The following is a 20,704-nucleotide window of genomic DNA, read 5'->3' as shown; positions in this document are numbered from 1 at the left end:
CCTTTTCCTGGCGGATAGAAAAATGAGACCCTCTGTTGAGAGGGTCTCGGATATCGGCTCGCTTCATCATACCACGCGACTTTCTTACATAAGAGTTGTTTGTATTTTAAGTTATTTCCCGGGAAATAACCGTTTACGTTGTTTTCAATGTATGGGCCAATACCCGCGCACCGATGGCAAGAGCCCCGTGGTTAAAATTCATGTCCGGATGATGCAGCCCTGGTGCGAGATCCGCTCCGATTCCAATCATCGCCGCATGTAGTTGCGGTTTTTTGATTGTATAAAAATGAAAATCGTCTGCTCCTGTTGTATGGACTGGCGGCGCTGTTGCCTCATCGCCCAAGGTTTCCCGGATAGCTGCATCAGCGATTTGCATCGCCACTTCCGACACTTCAGCGGCTGGCGTATAGTCAGTCCACTCAAAAGAGATATCAACATCATGCAGATTGGCGATTGCTGTTAAACCTTCACCTATTTTGCGCTGAAGTTCCGCCATTAATTCGTTTGATTGGGAGCGGACATCCATCGAAAACTTAGCGCTTCCCGGAATAATATTTAAGCTGTCTCCACCCGTTTCAATATGCGTCAGCTTCGCTGAATACGACTCGAATGGCGAAAAATAAATTGATTTCACGAACTGGTGAATCGCCGCAATGACGTCAATTGCATTTTTTCCTTGATGTGGACGAGCTCCGTGTGCATCCACTCCAGTAACTTTTCCTCTCAGAAAAATCCCCGATCCGTGATGAAGCGCAGGTGTCACTTGGCCAAACGGCAATTCCTCAATCGGGCGCAAGTGCACACCATATAAATGAGATACCCCATCGACTGCTCCCCTCTCGATCATTGATAACGAACCGTTGCCCAGCTCTTCTGCCGGCTGAAAAATAAAACGTATACGTTTCGTCAGTGTTTCATTTTTCAGATGCAACAGCGCACCAAGCACCATGGCCATATTGGCATCATGTCCGCAAGAATGATTGGCCTGCAGCTTGCCTTCCACTTCCTGCCAAAGCGCATCGATATCCGCACGCACTGCCACCACTTCAGGTCCTTCGCCGATTTCAGCAATCAAACCGGTGACATCCGGAAACGTATGGTGCTGAATGCCAAGCTCTGTCATAATCGCTGCCAGTTTCTTCGTCGTCTCGACTTCTTTCCAACTCACTTCCGGATGTGTATGAAAATGCTGAAAATATTCCAGTATTTGCTGTTCGATGTCCATGTAATTATCTCCTTTGGGTTGAGAAGTTCATGTTGATAATTTGATTGTACACGAGGAGATACGTTGGGTGAAGATTTTGTTTGTGGCGATGATGTTTTAGGGGTTTATGTGAAGTTTTAGCTTTTCTACATGAACTATTCGATTCCTTACATGAAGTAACCCATTTTCTACATGAAGTTTCTTGAGTTTTACATGAAGTGCGAGCCTCTACAAGACGTATCCGCTTGGCTACATGAACTATTCGATTCCTTACATGAACAACTCCGTTTTCTACATGGAGTTTGTTGGGTTCTACATGAAGTTCATACTCCTACAGGACGTTTTAGCTTGTCTACATGAACGGGTTGATCCTTTACATGAACAACTCCGTTTTCTACATCAAGTTTTACAACTTCAATGATCATACTTCATTTTTCCTGAGGTTGACGGATATATTGGCGATAGCGTCGGCCGCCCACGGGTTGGCAACCACTTCGGACAAGGAATCGCTTCGCTGCATCCAGGTTTTTCAGACCAATGAAATCGCGGCATTCGGCTGTATTGATAGTGGATTTGATTAGCATGAACCAGTCCTGCAATGCAGCGGCATGGGCATCTTGGCTGACGAGCCGGCATGTTTCACATTCCCAGGCACGCTGCGTTCTTTCCATCTTGCCAAGTATGCAGCGGGGGCAAAAGACGCCGGTCTCGATTTCCGAAGGATCGATTTGAAATTTCGGGGCGAGCGGGAAAGGTTGGTACTCTTTATGCATAACCACTAAGCGGCTTCCGAGCTGATGAAGTTCTTCTATAGAAAGAACCGGTGCTGGCAATTTCATTTCCGATAAGTGAACGTTGACTTCCCCAGCAGCCAAAACTCGGACATTCGGCGGTGCGCCTTCAACAATTTGAGAGGGGTGCGCGATGATGATCACGTTTGCCACCGGCAACGGACATCCAAGAGTTTTTAAAAATTTGCTCATGCGCAACGCGGTTTCGTTCATTTGCGTGATGGGGCTCTTGTAGCTTTTAATTTCTCCGGTTGCTGAAATCGAATGCAGCGCACTCGGATTCTGCTTGAACTCGAGTTTGCCAGCGATGTTTTTGATCTCCAGCAGAAATACACAACTCTGTGTGAGCACGACTGTGTCCACTTGGATTTTAAATCCCTCTCCTAATGAAAAATCTTGGATTATCCGGTGTGGATAAGGCGGATCAAAAAATTCCAGCGCCTCATCCAGACGCTCTTCTTCACCATAGCCCGCTTTGGCATTATTGAGGCTATTTTTAACAGTTGCCCGTTTGGGGTGCATCGGTGAAATCCTTTTCAATAAAGCTTCATACCCTTCAATTTTCATCGGCTTTTCACGGTATTTAATAATCATAACATCTCTCCTTTTTTTCATTAGTCTAGCAGATAATACATATAATTACCATTTATATCCAAATAAGAGATTTGAACCTTCTATAGCGCCCAAATATGAGATTTGAAGCCCTGTTTATGTAAAGATTTTTGTTTTCTACATTAACTTCTAGTCTTCTTACATGGGCTATTTAACCTCTTACCTGAAGATTCTCTTTTTCTACACGCATCAAAGATCCCTACCTCACATTTCACCCTCTCTACCTGAATATCTCATCCCCCTATATGAACGATCCAATCGCCTAGCTGAACATCTCGCTTCCCTACACGAACCACACATCTCTACCACAGCTTTCATCCTCTCTACCTAAGCATCTCGCTCCTTTACATGTACTATCCACTCGCTTACTTAAACATCTCGCTCCTCTACACGAACCAGACATCCCTACCTCACATTTCACCCTCTCTACCTGAATATCCCATCCCCCTACATGTACTATCCACTCGCCTACCTGAACATCTCGCTCCTCTACACGAACCACACATCCTTACCTCACATTTCCCCACTTCTACCTGAGCATCCCATCCCCCTACATGTACTATCCACTCGCCTACCTAAACATCTCGCTCCACAACACAGACTCCCCACCCACACCCCATATGCCAACCCCAAAACACGCTTTTCGCGCGCGAAAAGCCACAAAACCGCCCTTGAATTAAAACAATGAAAGCCGCTTGCTTGCGATTCATATTCTTCCACTTTTATTTTTCACTGCTACTTTGCAATCTTTTTTAACCAAAGAAAAAAAACCACCTCAACGGTGGCTTTTTACAGGGATCGAGAGAATCATTTCTTCTAAGAGAAGAGGCATTTCTTCGAATGTGTTTTTGATATGGAGGCGTTCGGTGCGTTTATGGGCGTCTTTGCCGTAAGGGCCGACGTTCAAAACGGGCGCCGTTAATTGTTTCATTGCCTGGAACGGAATGCTGTAGGGATCGCCGTAGACAGGTGTGTTGTTTTCATAGGTGATCCAGCCGTCGCTTTGGTCGTTGTAGTTGACGTAGCTGAGGTCTGAAATGCCGTTGAAGTAATGGACTTGTTCGATGTCCAGGTTGAATTTTTCTTTGGCGTTGGCTGTCACTTGCGCGACGCATAGCTTCACCAGCTCGTTTTCGGATGAATTGACGGGTGGGTAGTAAGGCGGCGCGTACATCAGCACGATGGCTGGCGTCAGTTCCTGGCAGTTGATGAGCAGGATGTCGGTGACATGCATCGATTTTTCCCGCACATCCCATTCAGGATGCATCAGCGTATCACGCAGCAAATCGGTGACGTAGTCATTGCCGAATTTTTGGAGTGCATATTCCATCAGCTTTTCGTAGCGCATGACACGGATACTGCCGACCGGTTCGATGTTTTCGCGTTCGCACATCGCGTGGTAGTCGCGCTCGCAGTGTGCTGCCGCCTCATTGGCAACGGTCTCAAAAATCTCGAAAACTTCTTCCGCCGTACGTTCCATCATAAAGACATTGTACATGGCAGCCGTGCGATAAGGCGTCTGCGCAGAATAAGACAGTTTTAAATCACGTTGCGTCAGAGTTACCGGCAAAGGCGTGGTTTCGCCATAGACGACTTCCTTGAAATTCGGATTCCATTCCATGCGATGTGTCAGATAAGTCGAGATGTAGCTTGATGTAATGCCTGACAATGGTTCACCGACATGCGTTTCTTTGCCGTAGAACAGCGCCGATGGCATGATTTTTCCGATTGATCCCGTGTAGAGGTAATGGGCCTTGTCGCCGGGTTTCATTGCAAAAACAGGTTCGCCGTTCAGGAACAGAATAAATTCAAGTCCGTGTTCACGTTCAAGATCCAGCAGCTTGGAAACACCGTAGCGCATGCCGGCCGAGTTGACTTCCTCATCCGGTACGGTCATCAGCAGCAAATTGATCGGCCATTCTTCGATGGAGGCTTTTTCGATCAATGCCATGTGCAGCGCTAAGCCCGCTTTCATATCCATGGTGCCCCGGCCGAAAAGATACTCGCCGGAATCAAGGTCGTTTAACGTATCCGCATCCAGTTCGTCGCGGATTAACTTAAAGGCCTCTGCCAGTTTATAAGGACTGCACGCCAAAGGTTCCAGATCTCCGTATTCTCCTGTATGGACGGTGTCGAAATGGCTGAGCAGGACGATGGTATCAACGGCTTCCGGATGCTTGTAGAGAGCTGTTACGTTTTGGCGCTCCCAATTCACTTCACCCAATCCGATATATTCCGGATGTTCTTGGAAATACGGAAGCTCCATGAGCTTATCCTTCAACTTATAGGCAAACTCCACTTCTCCATCTGTCAAAGTCAGGCTTTTCCAACTGACAAGTTCACACAATAAATCCTGTAATTTCTCTGGCGTTCCCCATAATGTGGCCACGGCTTGTTCACTCCCCTGATTGTTCATAGCTGTCTAACTTTCTTCTATTATAGTGAACTTGGCTGCAAATAAAAAGAGGGCGCGAAAAAAGCATAGATGCTCCTCCATAAAAAAAACGGCTCATTGTGAGAGCCGTTTTTTGCGTTTCTTCAATAAATCTTCTGCTGCACCGGAGCCGAACAACACTCCGATGACAATCAGCACAAGTCCGTATAAGTGGCCGGCAGTAATTTGTTCATTCAAAATCACACTGGCTCCCACGAGAGAAAATACTGTATTCAAGTTCATGAAGATGGCGGCTTTAGTCGGACCCGCCTGACCGATTGAATAATTATAGAGCATATGGCCGACCGCTGTTCCAAGCATGGCCGAGAACAGGAATGCCACCCAAAACGACGTTGGCACCGCAGCGAATGCTCGGATTTCACCTGGTTCCTGAATGAGCGAGATGATGAACAGAACCGTGGCCCCCACAATAAACATATAGCCTGTCAACAAGCGCGGATCCAGCGAACGCGCGGCATTGGCGATGACGATATAGCTCAACACCTGTGCCAGAATCGACAGGAAGACGAAAATATCCCCGATGTTCAAGCCAGTGGCCGCCCCATTTCCCACCAGGACGGTCGCCGCCACTCCCGCAAACCCGATCACAACGCCCAGCCATTGCAATTTGGACGGCACATTTCTCATGATCAACGAAACCAAAACCGCTGTCAGCATCGGGCCTGTCCCAAGAATCAACCCGGCATTCGAGCCAGTGGTCAGACTAAGCCCGTTCGACAGGAAATAATGGTGGGCCACGACATTCAGAAGCGAACCGAGAAAGATGTATTTCCAGTCGCTTTTAGCCGGCCAGCGCAGCATTTTGAAACCCGCCAGGATACCGATGACCGACATGCCTGCCAGCAAAATCCGAAACGCTGTCAATGTGACCGGATCCACAAACGCTACCATGTATTTAACAGAGGCTAAGTTAAAGCCCCAGACAATCATAACTGCTGTCAGGATGCCATAAATTTTCCACTGATTCACTCGCGAAGACCTTCTTTCAACTTTCCGAATATAAGGCTGTATTTTACGCCTGTTTCAGGTATCTGTAAACGCCCAAAACTTTATTTGATCGGTGATGTGTTGTAATTATAAGCTTTTCTGCCGATCAGCAAACTGAAAGCGATAAACGCTGCAAGCGACAGCAGCACCGGCAAAGTCACGGTATGGACGCCGAACAGGTTGCCGTTTTCCAGGTTGTAGAAATGCAAGCTGATATAGCTGATGATGCCCGTAGCCATCGAAGCGATCGCCCCGTATTTATTGCCCCATTTCCAATACAGGCCCAGCACAATCGGCCAAATAAAGGCTGCTTCCAACCCACCGAATGCGAATAAATTCAGGAAAATCAGCAAATCAGGGGGATCTAAGGCAAGCAAAAAGACGATTACCCCCAAAATTCCGGTGACGCCAAATGATACACGTTTGATCGTTTTGATGGCAGCATCGGGCTTTATGTAATTCAAGTAGACGTCTTTGACAATGGATGAACTGACCAGCAGCAACAATGAATCGACCGTCGACATGATGGCAGCCATCGGTGCGGCAAGAACGATGCCTGCGACCCAAGGCGGCAAAGTTTCCAACGCAATGAGAGGAATAACTTTATCGCCGATTTCGATGCCCGGCATAACCGGACGGGCAAAAACGCCGATCAAATGCATGTTCAGCATAATAAAACCGGTGACAATCGTTCCAATAATCAGCGCTCTGTGCATCGAGCGCGAGTTTTTATAAGACATCGCCCGCACTGCAATCTGCGGCAGTCCGACAACGCCGACACCAACCAGAATCCAGAACGACGACACATAGGCAGCACTTAAATCGCCTTCTGCTCCGTACGGCGTCACCAAATTCGGGTTTTCATTGATGAGGTCATTGACGATATTCGGAATGCCTCCGCCCGCAATGATGACGGCAATCAGCAAGATCAGCGTCCCGATCAGCATAACCGCTCCCTGCACAGCATCCGTCAAGGCGACGGCACGGAAACCGCCGATCGTCACGTAGACAAGCACACTGATCGCAAATAAAAACAAAGCCGAGTTATACGATAAGCCAGTCAGTGATTCCACCAGGCGAGCGCCGCCTATCCATTGAGCGGCCATAGCGGAAAACAGGAAAATAATGATGCTGAGCGCCGACAGCAGCACAACGGCTGAACTGTCATAACGGGATTTCAGGAAATCGATCATTGTAATTGCTTTGTAGCGGCGTGCCATAATGGCGTATTTCTTGCCGAGAATCATCAGCACAAAATAACCGGTGACCACTTGGGACATGGCAAGCAATACCCAACCGAATCCCATCGTGTAAGCAGTGCCCGGTCCCCCCAGGAAACTGGAAGCACTGCCGTAAGTCGCGACCATAGTCATGGCCAGCACAAAGCCGCCAAGTTCACGGCCGCCAAGGAAATAATCACTGACAAAGTTGGAGGTGGTTGATAATTTCCGGCTTGCCCAGTAGCCGATAAAGAAGATGATCAATAAAAAGACGATCATCGGCACTAAAACTGCGTAATTCATTGCAGGTCCTCCTCTTCTTCAAATGGCACATCTGTAAAGAAGAACTTCACGATGACGATCACCAGAACCGCAATCACCAAAAATCCGACAACGCAGCTGTAAAAAAACCAATCCGGCAAGCCAAAGACGTAGCTGTATTCCTCTACCGGCCGTGAGCCCATGCCGTACGCAAAGCCGAACCACCAGACAAAATTGAACAACGCCAAGCTGACGCCGATTTTTGCTTCCCGGTGGGCAACTTTAAATCGCCAATCCGTTTCTTCCATTTCATACACTCCGTTCATTCGCTTTTTTCATCTGCATCTATCGTACACCATTGCCCGCTGCAGATTAACCCCATTTGTCCGCTTTTCTTCCAATTTAAAACCCGAAAGCAGCTGCTTTCGGGTCGAGTTGCTCGATTTTATCGGGCCAGTACATATTCGACATACGCACGCCAATTCGTATTCTTGGCATAGTCGAAATTCGGCTGACGATTTGGAAACGGCATGAAGACTTTAGGCGGTGCAGTGAAGCTCTCAAGCTTTTCTTCATTGAGAACCAGAATTCCCGCTTCCGGTCCTTCAGTCAGCACGGCTTTGCCGCTTACTTCAAAATTGGTGGCGACCGGCAGGACATCCGGACGGCCATTGATGTTCAAGGTATGGGTTTTCCCGGCGCTGCCATCGTAGTCGAAGAGCCAGTTTATCGGAAGGGCAACAGCATCTTCCGCTGTTTCCAAGGCGATAGCGGTGTTGACGTTGCTGCCAAACGGCATCTTGCTTTCAACCGGCGCATCCGCTGCAATCCGGATTTCGTAATAGGCCAGCGGGTTAGTCTGTTCTTTTGGATCTAATTGGTGATAGGCCTCGAGCCATTTGGACTCCTCAGCAGGCATCTCGGAAACACTGATAACCGTTCCAGTCGCAATGCCTTCAATCCCTTGCCCTTCAATATCCACTTGGTCCGAAACTTCAACTAATGGCCATTCATCTGCCAGCACATAGCTGAGAAATATTTTTTCATTCGAATAGATCTCAATGCTTAATGGTTCTGTATCCCGGTTGATTTTTGAAACCGTTCCATCTACCGGGCTGATGACTGACGGGTTCGACAGGCTTTGCGATAATTGGGCATCGAGTACCGCCAATTGGGATTCGATGGAAGCCAATTGCTGTTCCGCCTGCGCTATGCCCGCCGCGTAAGATCCATCTTGTGGAACCGCGACACCGACAGAGACATTCACGTCGAACTTGATGGTTTCATCGTCTTCATTGGTGATTTCGGAATTGTCGGCTTTGTCTTGTGATACAGGTCCGCCTTGAGCAGCCCGCGCCTGTTGAAGCGCGGTGAGTGAACTTTGCACTTCAGTCCGCTGGCTTTCCAAAGCAGTCTTTTGTGTTTCCCAAACCTTGCGCTGTTCCTCGGATTCCGCTTCGTTCAAACTGGCAAGTTCCGACCCGGCCGTTACGCTGTCGCCTTCATTAACCATCCACTGCTGAAGCGCTTCGTGGTCCTGCACATAGATTTCCACAGTCCCTTGAGGTGCTGTCAATGCTTCTTTGAACAAATGGGTGTCGTATGTACGCGCATACGTTTGTTGGTATTCGCCGACATAGACGCTTTTTGGCAAAATGCTTTTCTCACCGAACATCAGTAAAGTATTTGCCGTCAAAAAGGCAATGACCGCGATAGACAAACCTACAAAAAAGAATCTATTCAAACGGATTGCCCCCTTCCATAAAACCTCTCAGCATATCGTCCACCGGAATCAGGCTAAATGAAGCTACGATCAACGCTGCAATAATATGAAGCAGAATCAAGCCAAGCAAAATCAGCTTTGGATTGATTTTCGTGAAATTACGAATAAACCGGTACTGAATCGCAATGATCAAAGACGTGAATAACGTCAATTGGTTGAAGAAATAAATTAAGAATTCGTTGTCCAGAAACGTCGAGGCAATCGGTCCGAATGAAAAAATCGATACGGACATCGTGAAGCCAGTCAAGGCAAACAGCAGGAAAATCAATCCTTTTTCAATGATCAGCAAAGCCGTCACATAAGTTTGCATGACAAGCGCTGCACGCCACGGCATCCTCAGCATTTTGCTGAATAAAAAAGCAGCGATGTAAAGATGGAAGGCCAAATAGAAGCCTGCCCACAGGAGTGTTCCGGCAAGTGAAGTCCAGCGTGCCAATGTATACGCATCCCACATGCCCGCTGCCAATAACGGCGTCAGCGATTCTGTGTTCATGCCCCAAATCTCCCCGAGAGCGAAAACCAGCAAGCCGATCGCAATAATCCAAGCAATGCGTTTACTGACATTGCGCATTTCGGTGTTTTGTAAATTATGTATGAGTTGCCCTTGTCTTGGGAAAAAGTGCCAGAATTTAAAGTCTGATATCATGCGCGTTGGTCCTTTCAAGGCATTTAACGTTCTGCTTCATTATACTTTACCAAAAAACCAACCTCTTTGGAACGCATCAGCTGGTACATTTTACAATATTTAAAACGTTTGAGCCGAAAGGCATAGGGAATTGGTTGAAGCGAATAAGCGGGAGAAATTGTGTGCGTGCCTGGCACGCACACAATTCCACGATATTCATGTAGAAACTAAGAAACTTCATGTAGAAAAGAAATTAATTAAGGTAGAAGCATCACTTACTCCGGTAGAAACCCGAATAGCTCATGTAGAACCTTAAACTCATCATGCACAAGCACAAAAACCATATATAACCTCATGTATCCTAAGCAAAGGCGCGTGCACCACCGCTGCCGAGCGTTTCCAGAACCTCTCCCTACCTATTTATTCCATACAAAAACAGATGCTTGTATCACCCCATCCCCCAGCTGAGCCGCGCCCCCGGAGTGGGTGGAGCAATAAGACTGGCAGCGATCTTCAGCTGCCTGGCTTATTGTAGGAACCCACTCCAAAGCGGCCGAAGCGGCTTATAGAGACACTATAAAGCTATTATATCCCCCTTTTCTTCCTGGCTTATCGCGGGAACCCATTCCAGAGCGGCCCGAGCGATTTATAGAGACACTATAAAGCTATAATCTCCCTCTTTTCTGCCTGGCTTATCGCGAAAACCCACTCCAGAGCGGTCGAAGCTACTTACAGAATCACTCAAAAACCATAAAAAAAGAAGGCTGCTCTTGGCGAACAGCCTTCTTTCTCATCGAATTATTCTTCAATAATACGGTATTTCTTATGTGAAATTACGGTCATGTTGGATGCCGCACCAATTTCTTTTGCGTCTTCTGGTGAAATTTCAACGATCACCGAGTTGTCCATAATTTTAAAGATGGTGCCGTTAACATCGACGCCGTTGCGAGTGAAAGAAATCCATTCGCCAATGTAGCGGGCTGCTACGAATTCTGATACTTCTTTTTCATGGGGTTGGAATGCCATCATTACCACGCCTCTCTTTTTAAAACACTATCTATACATTATAACACATTTCGCCACCCATTTCACCTCTTAGCCAACACCCGATCCAAATGATTTTATTCACAAAGCCGGTATCAGCAGGCTATTTGGAAAATATAGAGAGGATATCTCTTCTTTAGTCATGGTCTTCCATTTTCATGAATCGGCGGACTGCGCATAACTCCGTTTCGTGTTTTGTGCCGGCCAGTTCAATGATTTCCACCGATTTTCCCGGCGTCGGGGAATGCAGCATCAATCCATTGCCATAGTAAATCCCAACGTGGTGGAGATTCCCTTTTCCTTCTTCATAGGCAAAGAACAGCAAATCACCGATATGCCAGGAATTCTGGTCGGCCTGGTCGATTTCCCGCCCTTCCAGCGCCTGGTCAACAGCATCGCGCGAAATGATGACGCCATTTGCCTTCATTAAATTATAGGTCAAACCGGAACAATCATAACCGTAGCTCGACATGCCGCCCCATAAATAAGGCAGTTCCAAAAATCCGGCGCCTAGTTTGGCGATGTCCAGGCCGCTCCCTTTTGGACTCTGGTTATAAGCGGCGACAATTTCCACCGCATCTGACATGATCAAAGCGTCGCCATCCGGTGTTTGCAATCGGACGAAGTCGCCGAGTTCCTTCACCGGCAGCAAGGTATTAAAAGATACAACTTTTAAAGGTGTGAAGCCCTCTGTCCATAGCTGGGCTTTATTTGCCGTTACACGGGCATAGCCAAGTTCGGTCAGCGCTTCGACTTCCTTCAGTTGAGCCAGCGGGACCCACCCCGGATAGCCCCGTTCGTCTTTGCGGCACGGTTGCCACAATGCGATAATTTTCGCCCAACCGTCCACCACTTCTTCGATTGCCACAGGCTCCCCATAGAGAAGTTGTGTTTGGATTCGGCCACTGTCGGTCAGGTCTTTATTTTCTTCACGGCTCATTTCCTGGAGCCATTTATTGATATCGGGATTTTCTGCAATGCCTTCCGCGTCGACCGGACGCGCTTTTTCCGGCGCCGTCCAAACAGTTGCAACCGGCACACTGCATACCCACGTCGTAGATTCTGTCTGCAGCAAACTCTTCACTCCGTTTCTATTGTTCGTTCATTCAACTCCTGGAAGGATGGTCAAGGTTTTGGCGTCGCCATCCAACCGTGCAAGTGCGCCGAGCGGAACAGAGAAATGCGGTTCGCAATGGCCGATTTTAAAGCCTTTCACTACCGGAATCTTCAAGTCGCCGAAGTAATCGTTGAATACCTGATCCAAGGTCAGTGATGGCTTGCGCTTTTTAGGGCTGGCATTTTTGAAATCTCCGATGACGATGCCTGCCGCTTCCTCGAATTTCCGGGCCATGCGCAATTGGTTCAGGATTTCATCCACTTCATAAGGCTCTTCGTCAATGTCTTCAATCAATAAAATCTTGCCTTTGACATCCAAATCGAACTTGCTGCCGATTGCGCTGCGGATCAGCGACAAGTTGCCGCCGACCAATTCGCCTTGCGCAATTCCGCCGACCAAAGTTTCAAGCGGCGCCACTTCTTCTGTGTAATGCAGTTCAAACGGTTCGAACAACTGGCCGAACATGCGGCCGCTGCGTTCATGGAATTCCGGTTTGCCGACATCTGATGCCAACATTGGACCGTGGAACGTCACCATCTCGGCGTATTCCCCGATCGCCGTATGTAAAAAAGTGATGTCGGAATATCCCCAGAACACTTTCGGATTTTCCATGATCATCGCGTAATCGATCCGGTCTGCGTAACGTGCTGCGCCGTAACCGCCGCCCGCGCAGATGATGCCGGACACGTCCGGATCCTCAAACATGGCATGAAGGTCAGCCAAACGTTCATCATCTGTTCCGGCTAAATAGCCATGGGCCGCATCCACTGATTTGCCCAGTTTGATTTTTAAGCCCAGTTCTTCCAAAAACGGCAATGCTTTTTGCAGGTTTTCTTGGTTGGGTGGACTGGAAGGCGCAATGATGCCGACCGTATCCCCTTTTTTCAGTCGTTTTGGCAATTTCCGCAAAATGATCTACTCCTCTTTTTCTGTATTCATGCTTTTCCCATTATAACCTGAAATGCCTCAAGCATTATCAACTCACGATTCAGCAAAACTTCGCCTGCATGGCGAGTTCGGCCATCACCAGCATAGCCCGGTAGGCTTCCAGAATATCTTTCGCCTGAAAATGGACGATGGTCGTGCCTTCTTCCAAATGACAGCCGGGCATCATGGCAGCCAGTTCCGCTTCGCCATAATTGGTGAACTCGATTTTCAATAGTGGCGACTCCGGCGGCACCAGCGGTTTGACATTGGCACGATTCCCGATGGCACGAACGGTTTGTTCATGCAAAAGTATATGGGCTTTTTTCGGGTGCAATGTCTGAACGGCTGAACGCGATAATGATTTTTTGACTGCCGCTGTCGTAACGTTCGGGATCAAGGCCTCCGCTTCACGGCAAGCACAATCGTCTCCCGCTACCAATAAAACCGGGACCCCGTGATAACCCGCCACGTACGCATTAAATCCCAGTTCCCCGATTTCCACTTCGTTGATCCACATCGATCGGATGGCAAAGATCATAGAATGGGCCATCACGCCTTTTTGTCCAGCGCGTGCGTGGTAGCCGGCAAAAAAAGCACCGGTGTAACTGCTGTCCAGCCCTTCGACCATCGAATACGTTTTCACGCCTCCACTGATCAAATCCGCTTCTTCACACAGCTCCTCCGCAATGAGGTTGTTCATTTTCGAATGGCTGTCGTTGACCAAAAATGACGTTGCGCCGGCACCAACTGCACCGCGGATGACGGCGTTGGCATCTTCCGTCATCAAGCGGCGCCCCCGTTCGTAATTGGCTTCTGCCGAATCGACGTAAGTGTAATCCGGCAAAGCTGTAACACCTTCCATATCCATCGATAAATAAAATTTCATCTGGCATTCCCCTTTCGGCTGACTTCCACTGCCTTTTATCAATCAATGTACCAATATCAACCCATAAGTTCAAATGCTGTTCTAGTGCAAAACGGGACAAATAAAACCTTTTTATTTTATTTTTTAGAATTTTTAGTTATTTCGTACGATGTTTATTAGGAATGATGCATTTATACTAAAAACAAGTTAGCAAACACTGCAACTTACCTGTAAGATCTTCCACTTACACAACCCAATCGAAAAGGAGCGGATCGTTATGAATTTTGACAAAGTACTGGAACTCGGCTGGGGAGATCTTGCAATCGGAGTCGCTGGATCGACAGCAGTTATGCTATTCATCAATTTCTACACACTTATGTAAGGGGTGACTTATGAATATCGCAGAAACCTAAAAGCTCTTTTCCCATTCAAACGGAAAAGAGCTTTTCATGTGCAGTTTTTTGCCATACAAAAACGCCTCCCCATTTATCCGGAAAGGCGCTACTATCCATAGGCTGCTGATTTCACTTTACAAACCTCCATATAATTGTTGTGATTCTCGCTGTTGGGCAATCAATGCATCGAACATTTCACGGTCCCCTGAACTCAATGCCTCGTCGATCATTCGGCTGTAGTTTTCCTGTTCCAAGAAATAAATGGCATCGGCCGCTTCTTTTTGAGTTTGTTCATTCACTTCGATCAACTCCGCTCTTTCTTCCTGCAGGATCGCTTGAAGATGTCTGTGAATATCCGACACGAGCAACAATTGATAGAGAGGTAAGCGAATAAAGCGATTGCCTTTTTGGAAGACGAAGACTTCGGAGAGGTTTTCAACTTGGAACGTATTGAGGTTGACGATAATCTCCTTGCCTTCCACAGGAATGAAATGGAACAGCTCGTCGTCTTTCATGATAGAGAAGTACTGATAAGCAAACACGAACTTCACCAAATGCCCTTCTTTCTTCGTGTAGAACGGCTTCATGAGCTTCACATGCAACATCTGACTCACCCCCATTTTTTTGTAATATTCTGATTACGTATATCATACCATAAAATCCTTTATTCGAACATAGAATTGCATAAGAACCTCCTTATATAATAGACGTTTACGCTTATTATTTTGTTACAAATTCGACATATAATCATTGTTTTTTTATAATTCCAAGGCTAAAAAATTGCTTCTCAAACCGGAATTTAAAATGTCTGTGTGAAATGGAATAAGGGGGTTGGTCTCATCCAATTCAAAGTAGCTCAAGCGACTCTTTCCTCCGCTTCATTACCCAAAATCAACGTCTCTCACAGCAAAAAGCCCTCCAACCGCCTGAAGAGACAGTCAAAGGACTTTAGAAATTGAATTCGTTATTTTTTGGTACGTGTCCGTTGGTGGCGATGCCGAGGTGAAGTAACCACGAAGTGCATTTCGTTCGGATTGATGTAGATCGATATTTTGTCCATAATATAAGCGATCAACATGTGAAATTCTTCATCTCCCATTTGCCTTCTATGAAAGATGATTCTGTTCATTTTGAAATCGACCTGCACCTGCTCCAGATGGTCCGGAAACAATCGCGGGTTGTGAACGCTGTAACATTCACCTTCTGATGAAATTTGCCAACTGATTTTGCCAAACACCAAGTCCGCTCTCGCGTCTACTACTTCCCATGCTGCCACGTCTTTCGGCTGCAAAACGGAATGTAAGTCGGGGATTTCCAAAACAAACGAATTGAACAACTATCATTCTCCTATCCGAAACGCTGTAATTAGGTCTTTTATACTTTTATAATACCATTTACTTTACATAAAACAAGGATTATCAGAAAATAAAGTAATGATTCTGCGAGTCGAAAACCGATTAACTTTTCTTCATCGTTTACGGAGTCCTTAGAAAGTCGTATAATAGAGGGAAAGTCTATTTTGGGGCGATGCATATGGCTACGGTTCAATCCCTGGCGAAAAGATTCGAAGATACGATTCACAATTATATGGCTGCTATCGACAAATCCCTTCTCCCGACGCGTGCGTTGGATGAAGAAATGGTTCGAAAAGCAGTCTTTTTAGTGCGCCACGACGGCGTGCAGATTCAGTCGTTCAACGAAGAGCGCTTGTTGCTCGAAGCCGTCGTTAAAGACGCGCATGCAGTTAAAGTCATTCTTAATTTCGATAAACTGACGGCCATCTGTGCCTGTCCGCAGGATACAATGTGCCGCCACCGTTTGGCAGTTATTTTTGCCCTTTATCAAAAAATCGGTTCGTTATCCGAATGGGTGGCGTCATGGCGCGAGCCTGAGAACAAGCAGCTGACCTTATTGTCCGAGAAGCGCTCTCCTGAGCAATGGACAAAACTGATCCGCAGCGTCTGGCGCGAAGCGATTCCGGATTACACGACCCGCAATTATTTTTATTTCGAGCAGATGTACGATGGCCGTTTGAAAAACGCGATGTCGTATGTGCCTTTGGAACGCGAATGGAAAGTGCTTTATCGCACTTATGCCCATTTCATTTCATTGACGGAAGTCTGGGCTACCTTCATCTCCGGGACCCAGGAGGTGCACCATTCGTTCTTCAAGACCTGGTTCGATGACGAACTGCATGAATTGCGCGACTTGCTTGGCCAGCTGCGTGGCCAGCACCGGACATTTGAAGCGGATGCTTTTTTTGAATACTTAAAGACACTCATCCGTGAATTCATGGAAGTGAAGGACGGTTCGTTCTCGCAGCGTTTTGCTCTTTATCAGCTGTTCTGGACCAATTTGTTCACCACCAGCAGGTTGCGCGAAGAAGAATTGGCTGCCTTGAAAAATCCCGATGAACGGCTGAAAGCCTTTTTTGCGATCAGTTTAAAGAAAGATCTTGATATCAAGAAAATTTCACCGAATGAAGCCCATGACTGGGTTGAGCTGGCAGTTCTTGCGGAAACTGAAAATCATCCGCAGGCACTGGCCAATATATTGTCAGCAATTAAGCCGCACGTAAAAACCTTCCTGTTTGAAGGCCTGTATACGCAATACCGCCACCAATATGTGCGGACGCTGAGCCGCTTGTTTTCACAGATCGAATTGAGTGAATTGGACTGGGAAGATCTGTTCAAACAATTTGGCCATTACGGCCTTCCCGCCTATTCGGCGTATTTGATCGAAAAGCGTTTATACAAACAATGGGCCGAACTGCATCATCTGCATAACTCTCCTCTTTACTTTGCAGAGGAATGTGGACTGAAGGAAGTGCAGTCATCAGCGCCTGATTACGTGCTGCCTTTGTTGCACCGCTATGCGCTGGCTTATTTGGAAGAGCGCAATCGTCCGAGCTACAAGCAGGCCGTCCGAATCTGGAAGAAGATGAAAGCTGCCTGCAAGAAAAGTGGTCAAATGGAGTTCTGGACTGCGTACATCAATGAAATCCGCACACAGAATAAACGCCTGCGTGCACTCCAGGAAGAGATCGAGAAAGGAAATCTGATATGAATCAATTCCAAACTGAAGGAAGCCGCCTCTACTATTTAACGATCAGCCGCGGAGAACTTTTCCGCATCCAGGCGACCAATGAAGCCGGCAACCGGATTCCACCGGAAATCTGGAAGCCATATTTGTATTTTCTGGACAAAGACAGCTTTTTCGGATTGACTGCACAAACAGATGGCTTGGATTTGATAGTGACGCCTGCTGATTTTGTCCGGCTGTTCCAGCGCGAACCGCATCATTATGTAACATTTGCAGGACAACGTGCGGAAGACGAAGCTTGGCTGAAACTTGCCGGTAAAGTAGCGGATTCTCTCAACGATCCTCTTTTATGGGATCATGTATCAGTTGACGGTGGCGAGATTTCCATCAACGATACATACGGCGATGAAGAAATCCGCACATTCCTTGCCGATACGATCCACCATCAATTGCGCCAAAAAGGCTTATCGGTTGGCCAACTACCTTACATTCAAGGCTTTGTCCAAGAAGCTGGCTGGGAAGGCTTGGCGGATGCCGATGACTATGTTGTCGCTGTCCAGCTGAGCGAGCCGGATGCCGATGAATTTTGGTCCTTTAAAGTGGTCATGCGTTCGAAACGGGGCAGTGTATACTGGTCCCCTTCCAAGCGCCGAGCAGATGAACCGATCGACAAAGCATTGCCGGAGAAATGGCGTCCCTTTGCAGAAGACATCAAGAAACGCCAATCGCTGTTCTTAAGCCTCTGCCCTTCTGTCGACAGGTTCGACGAAGACCGCTTCTATCATGCGGAATGGACAGATGCCGAAATTCTTGAATTCCTGCGCAACGACGCGGAAATTCTTCAGGCTTTCGGTGTCGAAGTCTCGATTCCGTCTTGGTTAAAAGCCGTTCAGGAATCCAAGATCCGCGTCAAAGCCAATGTCAATTCGCCGATTAAGAAAGCGTCGGTCGTCGGGCTTGACCAAATCATCAATTTTGACTGGCAGTTTTCATTGAATGGCCATGAACTGAGCATGCAGGATTTCCAGCGTCTTGTTTCCGAGAACAAGGAGTTTATTCGCATCGGGAACGAATGGGTGCGCGTTGACTCGAATTTGTTGATGCAACTGCGGAAAATGATCGAAGAAGCCGAAGATGCAGACTGGACGATCAAAGACATGTTGTTCCAGAACGTACCGGAAATCATGCTCGATGAAACAGCGGATGAAGAGGATCCACTTGTGGAATTCCATTTGAATAGATCTTTAAAGACCTTGCTTGATAAATTATTGGATAAACGTGATTTGCCGGAAACACCGCTGCCAAACAATTTATTGACGGAGCTGCGGCCTTACCAGAAAATCGGTTTCGATTATTTGGTGTTCATGCGTGAAGAAGGCTTTGGCCTTTGCTTAGCGGATGATATGGGGCTCGGCAAGACAGTTCAGCTGATCACTTATTTGCTGCATGTCCACGGAAAAAATCCGGATCAGCCATCGCTGATTGTCTGCCCGACTTCGGTGCTTGGCAACTGGCAAAAAGAATTGGAGCGCTTTGCGCCTGATTTGAAAGTGGTGACCCATTATGGCAGCATCCGTCCGAAAGGCGAGGAATTCAATGCCTTTTTAGCGGCGGAAAAACCGGATGTCGTGTTGTCGACATACGGGATTGCATCTTCTGACGACGAGGAAATGCAGAGCCTGCACTGGTCAAGCATTACACTCGATGAAGCGCAGAACATCAAAAACATGTATACCAAACAATCGCGGACCATCCGGAAATTCAAAGGCGACCATCATATCGCCTTAACCGGAACACCGATTGAAAACCGGCTGTCTGAATTATGGTCGATTTTCGATTTCATCAATAAAGGCTACTTGTACCGCATTAAACAGTTCCAGGAAAACTTCATGATTCCGATCGAACGCGATAATTCTGAAGAAACGAAAGAAAAATTGCGTCAGCGGATTCAGCCGTTCTTGCTGCGCCGGACCAAGAAAGATCCGGACCTTCAACTGAACTTGCCAGAAAAACAGGAACAGCTGGAATATTGTCCACTGACACCGGAACAGGCCGCTCTTTACGAAGGGCTCGTCCAGGATACGGTGCAGAAAATGGAGACGCTCACAGGTTTCGAGAAAAAAGGGCTGGTGTTGAAAATGCTCAGCAAATTGAAGCAGCTATGTAACCATCCGTCTCTGTATTTAAAAGAGCCGTATACGAACGCTGCTGAAATTCTGCCCCGTTCTCAAAAACTGGAGCGCATTGTGACCTTGGCCGGGGAAATTGCGGAACGCGGGGAACAATGTTTGATCTTTACACAATACATCGGTATGGGGCATCTATTGCAGCAGGCCATCAATGAGCTGTATGGCCATGAAGTGCCGTTCTTGACAGGCAGTATGCCGAAACAGCAGCGTGATTCCCTGGTGGCTTCTTTCCAAGCCGGCAAATTCCCGATCTTCATCCTATCGCTGAAGGCGGGTGGCACCGGCCTGAACTTAACGGCTGCGACACACGTTCTCCACGCGGACAGATGGTGGAACCCTGCTGTTGAAAACCAGGCGACTGATCGTGCTTACCGCATTGGCCAGACTCAATTTGTCCATGTCCATAAATTTGTGACCATCGGGACAATCGAAGAGAAAATCGATTCCCTGCTGGTGCAAAAGCAATCGATGTCTGAAGAGTTTATTCAGTCCAGCCAGTGGATGACCGATCTGTCAGACAACGACTTGAAGGAATTGTTCACGTATTCGCTATAACTAGATAAATTAACCTAATAATCTATACCAATAACGATTCTCTTATGGATATTCCGCAAACCAGCTACGCTTTCAGGCCCGCAGGATGCGGGTCATACAGCTGGTGCGACAGGACGTTGCGATGTCAGCTGCAAGGGCTTGCGCCGAACTAACTCGGGCTAATCACCCGAGTGGATTTCTCAGATGTCGCTGCGCTGCTCCCGTGGGAGTCTCCACTGGTTTGCTCCATATCCTGACAATTAATTTTTTGAAGACAATTAGAAGAAAGAGTGGAAGGCTGCGAAGGGTCAAAGATATGTTCCTGCATCATTGCGCTAGCTTCGTCCGCGGAAAGCGTCCGCCTGGAACCTTATCTTCATTTCTTCACTCCTGATTGAACTGAAAGGTAAATTCTTTAGTTCAATTCATATAACTTAATATGATTTCAAATAATCCGGCCAGGTCCCCACCTGGCCGGATTCCCCTTTTAGACGTGAAACTTTACCCTTTTTGGACGGAACGGAAGATCGATTTCAGTTCACTTAGTTCCCGCTCCGCCTCTGCCAAGCGCTGATGGAGCAAGGCGGTCAATCGGATCAATTGCTCCATATGCACTTCCAGTTGCAGCTGTACATCCTTTGGCATCGCTAAGT

The 20,704-nt window shown here is 47.3% G+C and carries 17 protein-coding genes; 2 read left to right on the top strand and 15 right to left on the bottom strand.

Translation table 11 applies throughout. From position 1 onward, the window contains the following. Positions 1 to 133 precede the first annotated feature (133 nt). The 14 genes from IRE19_RS01645 to IRE19_RS01580 form a co-directional block, all read right to left on the bottom strand. Positions 134 to 1,225 (bottom strand): amidohydrolase, encoded by a 1,092-nt coding sequence (locus IRE19_RS01645; protein WP_191713585.1) that lies wholly within the window; start codon positions 1,223 to 1,225, stop codon positions 134 to 136. A 407-nt stretch (positions 1,226 to 1,632) separates the two neighbouring features. Further along, the gene (locus IRE19_RS01640; protein WP_203339077.1) at positions 1,633 to 2,589 is read right to left on the bottom strand and encodes a nuclease-related domain-containing protein; all 957 of its coding nucleotides are present in this window, start codon (positions 2,587 to 2,589) and stop codon (positions 1,633 to 1,635) included. A gap of 793 nt (positions 2,590 to 3,382) precedes the next feature. Then, positions 3,383 to 4,996, bottom strand: coding sequence for a M20/M25/M40 family metallo-hydrolase (locus IRE19_RS01635; protein WP_203339076.1), 1,614 nt, complete (start codon positions 4,994 to 4,996; stop codon positions 3,383 to 3,385). A 120-nt stretch (positions 4,997 to 5,116) separates the two neighbouring features. After that, positions 5,117 to 6,031 carry an EamA family transporter gene (locus IRE19_RS01630; RefSeq protein ID WP_203339075.1) on the bottom strand — a complete coding sequence of 305 codons (915 nt, stop codon included), beginning with the start codon at positions 6,029 to 6,031 and terminating at the stop codon, positions 5,117 to 5,119. Positions 6,032 to 6,111: 80 nt separating this feature from the next. After that, positions 6,112 to 7,572 (bottom strand): sodium/pantothenate symporter, encoded by a 1,461-nt coding sequence (gene panF / locus IRE19_RS01625; protein ID WP_203339074.1) that lies wholly within the window; start codon positions 7,570 to 7,572, stop codon positions 6,112 to 6,114. Beyond that, on the bottom strand, positions 7,569 to 7,838 hold the full coding sequence (locus IRE19_RS01620; protein ID WP_203339680.1) for a YhdT family protein: 270 nt from the start codon (positions 7,836 to 7,838) through the stop codon (positions 7,569 to 7,571). Before IRE19_RS01620 ends, panF begins: the two co-directional genes overlap by 4 nt. 137 nt (positions 7,839 to 7,975) lie before the next feature. After that, positions 7,976 to 9,274, bottom strand: coding sequence for an efflux RND transporter periplasmic adaptor subunit (locus tag IRE19_RS01615; protein ID WP_203339073.1), 1,299 nt, complete (start codon positions 9,272 to 9,274; stop codon positions 7,976 to 7,978). Further along, the gene (locus tag IRE19_RS01610) at positions 9,267 to 9,959 is read right to left on the bottom strand and encodes a hypothetical protein (protein WP_238943029.1); all 693 of its coding nucleotides are present in this window, start codon (positions 9,957 to 9,959) and stop codon (positions 9,267 to 9,269) included. Before IRE19_RS01610 ends, IRE19_RS01615 begins: the two co-directional genes overlap by 8 nt. Positions 9,960 to 10,736: 777 nt before the next feature. Next, the gene (locus IRE19_RS01605; RefSeq protein WP_225218304.1) at positions 10,737 to 10,967 is read right to left on the bottom strand and encodes a DUF2187 family protein; all 231 of its coding nucleotides are present in this window, start codon (positions 10,965 to 10,967) and stop codon (positions 10,737 to 10,739) included. A 151-nt stretch (positions 10,968 to 11,118) separates the two neighbouring features. Then, positions 11,119 to 12,057: a C40 family peptidase gene (locus IRE19_RS01600; RefSeq protein ID WP_203339072.1), complete on the bottom strand. Its 939-nt coding sequence runs from the start codon at positions 12,055 to 12,057 to the stop codon at positions 11,119 to 11,121. Between the two features lie 27 nt (positions 12,058 to 12,084). After that, complete coding sequence (locus IRE19_RS01595; protein ID WP_203339071.1) at positions 12,085 to 13,008, bottom strand: S66 peptidase family protein; 924 nt, start codon at positions 13,006 to 13,008, stop codon at positions 12,085 to 12,087. Between the two features lie 79 nt (positions 13,009 to 13,087). Next, a complete protein-coding gene (locus tag IRE19_RS01590) occupies positions 13,088 to 13,912 on the bottom strand; it encodes a M55 family metallopeptidase (RefSeq protein WP_203339070.1) in 825 nt (274 codons plus the stop codon). A 508-nt stretch (positions 13,913 to 14,420) separates the two neighbouring features. Next, complete coding sequence (locus IRE19_RS01585) at positions 14,421 to 14,891, bottom strand: transcriptional regulator (RefSeq protein WP_203339069.1); 471 nt, start codon at positions 14,889 to 14,891, stop codon at positions 14,421 to 14,423. Positions 14,892 to 15,250: 359 nt separating this feature from the next. Continuing rightward, positions 15,251 to 15,622, bottom strand: coding sequence for a hypothetical protein (locus IRE19_RS01580; protein ID WP_203339068.1), 372 nt, complete (start codon positions 15,620 to 15,622; stop codon positions 15,251 to 15,253). A gap of 197 nt (positions 15,623 to 15,819) precedes the next feature. On the opposite strand from IRE19_RS01580, the gene IRE19_RS01575 reads away from it, so the two are divergent. Beyond that, on the top strand, positions 15,820 to 17,352 hold the full coding sequence (locus IRE19_RS01575) for a hypothetical protein (protein WP_203339067.1): 1,533 nt from the start codon (positions 15,820 to 15,822) through the stop codon (positions 17,350 to 17,352). Continuing rightward, positions 17,349 to 20,072 carry a DEAD/DEAH box helicase gene (locus IRE19_RS01570; RefSeq protein WP_203339066.1) on the top strand — a complete coding sequence of 908 codons (2,724 nt, stop codon included), beginning with the start codon at positions 17,349 to 17,351 and terminating at the stop codon, positions 20,070 to 20,072. The genes IRE19_RS01575 and IRE19_RS01570 overlap by 4 nt, the downstream gene beginning before the upstream one ends. A gap of 480 nt (positions 20,073 to 20,552) precedes the next feature. Here IRE19_RS01570 and IRE19_RS01565 read toward each other — a convergent pair whose 3' ends face one another. Continuing rightward, on the bottom strand, positions 20,553 to 20,696 hold the full coding sequence (locus tag IRE19_RS01565; protein ID WP_191713572.1) for a hypothetical protein: 144 nt from the start codon (positions 20,694 to 20,696) through the stop codon (positions 20,553 to 20,555). Positions 20,697 to 20,704: the final 8 nt, after the last annotated feature.

The organism is Planococcus beijingensis (genome assembly GCF_016820615.1).
Lineage (GTDB): Bacteria > Bacillota > Bacilli > Bacillales_A > Planococcaceae > Planococcus > Planococcus notacanthi.
The sequence above is the reverse complement of the archived record's forward strand: the minus strand, read 5'-3'. Positions and strand labels throughout refer to the sequence as shown.